The sequence below is a fragment of the Protofrankia sp. CiP1_Cm_nod4 genome, assembly GCF_982290645.1.
The window spans coordinates 1-6,441 of record NZ_CEVIVC010000148.1; the positions used below are offsets into that span (position 1 = coordinate 1).

Below are 6,441 nucleotides of genomic sequence, written 5' to 3' on the forward strand. Positions count from 1 at the left end.
TGAAAGTATCCACCATGACCCGGCACATCGGCTCATACCGGCGTCTTCTTTACACCGTGGCCCTGCCTGTCGGCGCCGGGCGGGCCGGCGGATGTCCACGGATTCCGCCACGGGGGCGGTCAGCGAGGGAACTACGGTGGGAACGATACCGATCGTGGTTCTAGAATGCGGGGACCGTGCTGGTCGTGGCGTTGCCGGTGGAGGTCTTCTCGAGACTGATCTCCCAGTTCGCGTTGGGGTCGAACGAGTCGTCGAACTTCTCGAAGGAACAGTCCCGGGTGAACCCGCGGCGGGCGGCGTCCCAGTCGCTGCCGGACTTGAAGTAGACCCAGTAGGTGCCGGCGATCCCGGTCACCGTGGCATTCGAGTTGCTCCGCACGTAGACGGTGAGCTGAGGCTCCGCCGGGTTTCCGCTGGCCACCAGGACGGCGACGTCGGTGACATCGCCGTTTTTGATCCGCAGGCTTCCGGACCCTCGCCGGCCGGATCGCTGGACGACCGCGCCGTTGGCCGCACGACGGTCGGTGATCTGAGGGGCCGTTGGCTCCAGCGGCAGCATCAATTCACCGAACTTCAGATTGATCTCGGAAAAACTCGCCATGGCCGTCTTGTAGGTGCCGGACTTCACCGCACGGTAGACGTCTCGCCTGGCCTCGTACAACTGCGTTTGCAGTGCGCTCTGCACGCCGCAGGAATTCAGTTTCGTCACGTCTGCCGAGGAGATGTCCTTCTCCAGCCTGTTCCAGACGAGGAGAGCGCTTTCCAGCACAGCATGCTGCTCACGGGCCTGGTATGGCGGTGTGACCGTCTGGATATAGTCCGACTGCTGGCGCAGCGCCGTGGCGAGATCAATTCGTGCGGAGTCGACCTCCGCGAGAGTGGTCGCCGCCAGAACCCGGTCCACGGCAGGGCGTACCGCCTGTTCGACCCTGGTCAACACGGCCTGGTATTCGTCAGGCGCCAGCGCCGGTTTCGATATGGAGCCCGTTCCCGACGAAGAACTCGATCCCCCCGCTCGCCCACCCGAGCCGGCCGTGGGCGCGGAGGTGCCGTCGACGATGAACGCGATGGCGATGATGAGCGTCAGGATCCCCCATGCCACGGACGCGCCCAGCAGACTCGTACGTCGAACGCTCCCCATGACCGTCCCCGACTCGGTTGCAGTGATCACATCGTACATACCGCACCCCCGAGCCGCCCGGAAACCAACACACTGTCAATTCCCGACAGGCACCAGCCAACAGGACGACCATCGGACCTCCACCACCAGCAAGCCGTAGCAGGCCCTACTCCGCACCCCAGATCGAAATTCCATCAAGATCGACGGATGTGCCAACGGGGAAATCCTCGAGGCCCTTTTCCGGCGACCATCTCGCAAGGACGAGATCAGCGTTCCTTGTCAGAATGCACGACCACTGGAAATTTTTGACAAAATCCTCGAACATCATCCTCGCCAAGGATTCCTGTCGCCCCCCGCCCCCCGGCCTTGAGATCCAGATCTCCCAGTAGTATGGATAGTCGTCATAGATTGCCCGATCTTCCTGCTCCCGAGGCTCAGGGACGGAGACATCATTTTGCAGAACCGCACCGCCAACGGTGCCTTCCAAGCCTCGATAGCCCTTTCTGTACACCGAGATACCGTCCTCGAAACGAACAATATCGAAATCCATGCCATCGGCAATCCTGACGGTTACCTCAGGAAGGTCGAGATCGGATTTGAAGAATATCTGATCGGTGTCAGACACAGCCCTCAACCTCCACGCAGCTCTGCGGAGCCGTCCGGCCTGGTAATCAAAATTCCACCATCAACCTTCCGGGCCATCATACTCGACCCGTCTCCGAGAAAAATACGTACCTGCGCCGGAAACGGCTGACCAGCGGCATCCCCGAGGGCATCTGCCGCCGGGCCGCCCGCGGCCTGCCCCCACGCCTTCTTGATCCCCTCGTACGCATCCTCCGCCCTCAGTCCCACCTGGCGTCCGTCAATGACCGCCCCACCATCACCGGAAGTCTGCTTTCCCGCCTTAAGAATGTTCCTTCGAATCGCGTTCTTGCTCGAGCTTTCAAGCGTCTTGAGCTCTGTAACAAGGCCCGGATCATCGGGATCACTACGGACAATGACATCGGGGTTCTGCTGGTTACGCACAGTATGATCAGCCGGGAGAAACCGCACGTCCGAACCCTCGTCGACAAGCACACGAGCGATATCGATCTCCTTTTTTTGAACGTCTCCTATGACGCCATGAATACCCGGCCGAAAAAAATCACCGAGAGGGCCGGGGACGAGCGAAGACATGTCGACCGAAGAGCTGGATAAAGATTCACCATCCGGTGCTGATTCCCTCTGGAAGCCATCGGATTCCTGTCGCTTGGCATCCAACTGCGACCCGGTGACTTCCGGGCCGTCGGGCGTAGCCGCAGCATCGTTCGCCCGACTACCATGATTGAATTCGCTGAAGCCAGTGCCGGGTTCGTCAGAGCGAATCCGATCGGGAGTGCTCGAGGGAGCGCCGTCCGGGTCTGCGAGATTGTCGCTGTGCCCACTGTTGGAGTTTCCCTTATTGTCGCCGCTGTCCGCATGACCCTTGTTTCCGCCGCTGTCGTGGCCGTTGTCGGCGTGGTCGTTGTCGGCGTGGTTGGGGCCGGTGGTGGACGGGGGTTTGTCGGGGTGGGTGGTGATGGTGGTGTCGGCGGCGCGGTCGAGATTGGCGGTGGCTTCTCCGGCTTCTCCGGCTGTCCGGTTTGTAGAATGTGCCGCGGTGTTCTCGGGAAAGCGGACGGACGTGGTCCGGACGGCCGCGGCAGCCGCCGGATCGGAACCGGCCACGATATCCGTCCTGGCCGCGCGTGACGTCCCAGCCAGATGTGCTGTCCCGGCCGGATCGGTCACCGCGCGGCGGACGGCGGCGGCTGCCGAGGCCAGCCGCTGGCGGCCGGTGGCGATCGCGCCGAGCGCCATTTCCTGACCGCCGTGCGCAAGCGCCCGGCCGCCGCCCAGCAACAGCTTTCCGGCGTCGGCGGCGCTCCGGATACCGGCGACCGCCCGGCTGCCACCACGTACCCCCTGGACCAGCGCGCCGACCGTCGTCAGGCCTTTTGTGCCAGGCACGACGCCGAGTAAGGCAAACGCGACGTCCCATCGGGACGCCCGCCCCCTGTCATACTCCATCAAAGTGTCGGCGAGGACGACGACAGCGGCGGCGAAAACGACCCAGGCGGCCGGGCCTCCGACAATGAGAGCGACCACACCCAGAACCGCGACGGTGATTTTCGCGACCTGGACGGCGGACGTCCAAACCTTCCCCGCAGCATTTCCGATCCTCTCCCACGAATACCACGGCTTGTTTCTGATCCCGGCATCGGAGGCGGCCCGGATCGCCTGCACGCAGACCTTGGCGGCGTCCGCGCGCATGGCTTCTGCGGACAACGCGAGCCGGCGGGCGGCGTCCAGTTCGCTCTGCCCGTCCTGAACGGCACCTTGTATCTGGTCGAGCCTGGCCTGTGCCGCGGCCCGGTTACGGCTGGCCTGCGCCACCTGCGCCGGATCGGGCGACGGGGGGATACGCATGGGATAACTGGAAGATGTCGAGGAAAGGTCGGCAAGGGCCACCGTGTCCGTGGCCAACGCGGCCTGGGCTGGGCCGAGGAGGTTCCGCGCATTGTCCCGCTGGAAACGCGCGTCGCGGCCCCGGGCCAACGCCCGGTCAGCCTGAATCTGTGCCGCGGCCAGAATCGGCTCGTAGGCTGTCAGCGCGTCTCCGGCCATCCGGTAGGACGTTTCCAGTTTCCGCAGCTGCTCAGGGAATTCCGCGAGCTCCTCCCGGAATGCGTCCCCCGCCTCCCCCAGCCATGATTCGACGGCGCCGCCGGTGTGCAGGGACTCCACCTGCCCGCGGGCGTACTCGACGTCCGCGGCGAATTCGAGATATCTGCGCGCCAGCTGCCGTACCGAGAAGGGGTCGCCTGGTGTGGGGTCCGCATCCAGGTCCAGCACGGCCCAGTCGGTGGGCCGGTTCACCGGAGCGGCCCACCGACGGCGGGACCGGAACCACCCGGGCAGATGAGATCAGGCCGGGCCACGCCCCTGCGAACAGCCACGCCCCCGCGAACAGCCGCGCCCCCGCCAGTGGGTGTGCCGCCGCCGGCGGCGTCTTCGCGAACGGCCGTGCCGCCGCAAGCAGCTATACGCCCGCGAAGAGCGCAACTGCGATGCACCGTATGAGCATAAACTATTGCTCAACGTAATGTAGAACCGTTGTGACGCATACGGGGAACCTGTGATCAAAAATGGTTGGCCCGTGCGGGGGAGAGGTTCTGGCCGGTGGGGCAGTCGTCAGGTCATGTGTTCAGGTCATGTGTTCAGGCGCGGGTGCGCGTACCCGGCCGGAGGTATGAAACCCCCGGACGCCAGGTCGCGCATGCCGGGGTGCGGATGCTCTCCGGGCAGGCACGTCCCCGTCCGGCGGTCATCAGGCCACGCGCCCGTGTGCGGGGCCGGGAGAAGTTCGGGAAGGTGTAGGGATGCATCGCGAGCACGACCTTCAGATGTTTCCCGCGACGGGCGGCGGCCCGGCCCGGCGTACCGGCACCGGACATCCACCTGAAGCGGCGCAACCGCCAACACCCCAGACAGCAACGCCCCAGACAGTGGGGCCGCGTGCACTCGGAGATGCGCGCCCGGACGGCCGGGCGGTCCGTATCGGTGTCGGTGGGCCGGTGGGCAGCGGCAAGACCGCGCTGGTCGCGGCGTTGTGCCGGGCCCTCGCCAGCACCCTGCGGCTCGCGGTCGTGACCAACGACATCTACACCACCGAGGACGCCGACTTCCTGCGCGCGGCCGGCGTGCTCGACCCGGCGCGCATCCGCGCGGTCGAGACGGGATGCTGCCCGCACACCGCCATCCGGGACGACATCACCGCGAACCTGGACGCCGTCGAGGACCTGGAGGCGGACTTCGGCCCGCTCGACCTGGTCCTGGTCGAAAGCGGCGGCGACAACCTGACCGCGACCTTCAGCTATGGCCTCGTCGACCGGCAGATATTCGTCATCGACGTGGCCGGCGGCGACAAGGTGCCTCGCAAGGGCGGCCCGGGCGTCACCAACAGTGATCTTCTTGTCATCAACAAGACCGATCTCGCGCCGCTCGTCGGCGCGGACCTCGGCGTCATGGCCCGGGACGCCGAACGGGTCCGCCACGGCCGTCCGGTGCTGTTCACCTCACTGACAACGCGACCGGGAGCGGCCGAGGTGGCCGACTGGGTCCTCGCGGTGCTCGCGGGTTCTTCGCGGCACGTCCGGTCGCGGTCTCCGGATCACCCCGCCGCCCAGGTCGCCGCCCCGGGCCGGCCGTCCTGAACCAGCCCGGACCGCGCCCGATCAGCACGCGCCCGATCGGCCCGCGCCCCGCCGCACCTTGCCGGGCCGGAGCCGGTCACACTGGACCCGATCACACCGGGCCCGGTCGGCCCGCTCGCGACGACGTCGGGGACAGTATCGAGGACGAGTTGACGGACAGAAGGGAAACGGCCGCCGGGATGACCGGCGTCGGTTCAGGCCGGCCACCGGCACGCATCGATCGAACGTCGATCAGCGCGCACGCGGTCATCCGGATCGAACCGATCACGGATGGCAACGAGATCGGCCCCCGCGAGGCTCGCGGCAACGAAGTCAGTGGCAACGGGGCCGCTGGCAACGGTGTTCGGGCCGGGGGTACCCGCGACATCGGGATCAACGGCCACCGGACCGGCGGCGAGGCGCACGACGGCCGGATCCGTGACAGCGGGATCCGAGTTGGCGGGATCCGAGTTGGCGGGGTACGGGTCAGCGAGCTGAGGTCGCAGGTGCCGCTGGTCCTGCGGCGTACCGGGGGTTGGACGCGCCCCGGCGACGGGCTGCCGACCGTCACCGTGCATCTGGTGAACGCCGCGGCCGGGCCGCTTGCCGGCGACCAGCTGCGGCTGGATATCACGGTCGGTGCGGGTGTCCGGCTGGTGCTGCGCACGACGGCCGCGACCGTCGCGCTGCCCGGGCACGGCGAGCAGCCGTCGCTGTTCGACGTCCACGCCGATATCGGGCCGGGCGGCGCGCTGGAGTACCTGCCCGAACCGACCGTGGCCGCCCACGGATGCCGGCACCGGATGCGGGCGACGATCAGGCTCGCGGCTGACGCCCGCCTGCTGTGGCGGGAGGAGATCGTCCTCGGGCGTTTCGGTGAGCCACCTGGCTCGATCTCGTCCACCCTTCGGGTCGACGTCGAGGACAGCGCCGCGGACGAGGGCAGCGCTGACAACGTCGCAGGCAATGTCAGGAACGACGTCGGGGGCGACGCGGGTGATACCGACACGAACACCGACGACCACGCGGGCAGTGACACGGCTGGGGCAGCTGACAACACCGGAGCGAACGACATCCGGCAGAACGACGGCGCTGGTCGGAGCGTTC

Annotated in this window: 5 protein-coding genes; 2 read left to right on the plus strand and 3 right to left on the minus strand. The window is 66.7% G+C overall.

Annotated elements, in window-relative coordinates; translation table 11 throughout:
• Positions 1-160 precede the first annotated feature (160 nt).
• From AC5LSR_RS20375 to AC5LSR_RS20385, 3 genes are all read right to left on the minus strand, one after another.
• Complete coding sequence (locus tag AC5LSR_RS20375) at positions 161-1,171, minus strand: hypothetical protein (RefSeq protein WP_250285679.1); 1,011 nt, start codon at positions 1,169-1,171, stop codon at positions 161-163.
• Positions 1,172-1,286: 115 nt separating this feature from the next.
• Positions 1,287-1,745, minus strand: coding sequence for a hypothetical protein (locus tag AC5LSR_RS20380; RefSeq protein WP_250285680.1), 459 nt, complete (start codon positions 1,743-1,745; stop codon positions 1,287-1,289).
• Positions 1,746-1,750: 5 nt separating this feature from the next.
• Positions 1,751-4,018: a hypothetical protein gene (locus AC5LSR_RS20385; RefSeq protein ID WP_250285681.1), complete on the minus strand. Its 2,268-nt coding sequence runs from the start codon at positions 4,016-4,018 to the stop codon at positions 1,751-1,753.
• Between the two features lie 503 nt (positions 4,019-4,521).
• Here AC5LSR_RS20385 and ureG point away from each other — a divergent pair.
• Positions 4,522-5,355, plus strand: coding sequence for an urease accessory protein UreG (gene ureG, locus AC5LSR_RS20390; RefSeq protein ID WP_250285682.1), 834 nt, complete (start codon positions 4,522-4,524; stop codon positions 5,353-5,355).
• Positions 5,356-5,534: 179 nt separating this feature from the next.
• The coding region (locus AC5LSR_RS20395) for an urease accessory protein UreD (RefSeq protein ID WP_493468840.1) at positions 5,535-6,441 on the plus strand (907 nt) is incomplete at its 3' end.

Excerpts from the sequence above, each read along its gene's own strand:
- ureG (WP_250285682.1), top strand. The coding sequence starts at position 4,522 with ATGCATCGCGAGCACGACCTTCAGATGTTTCCCGCGACGGGCGGCGGC.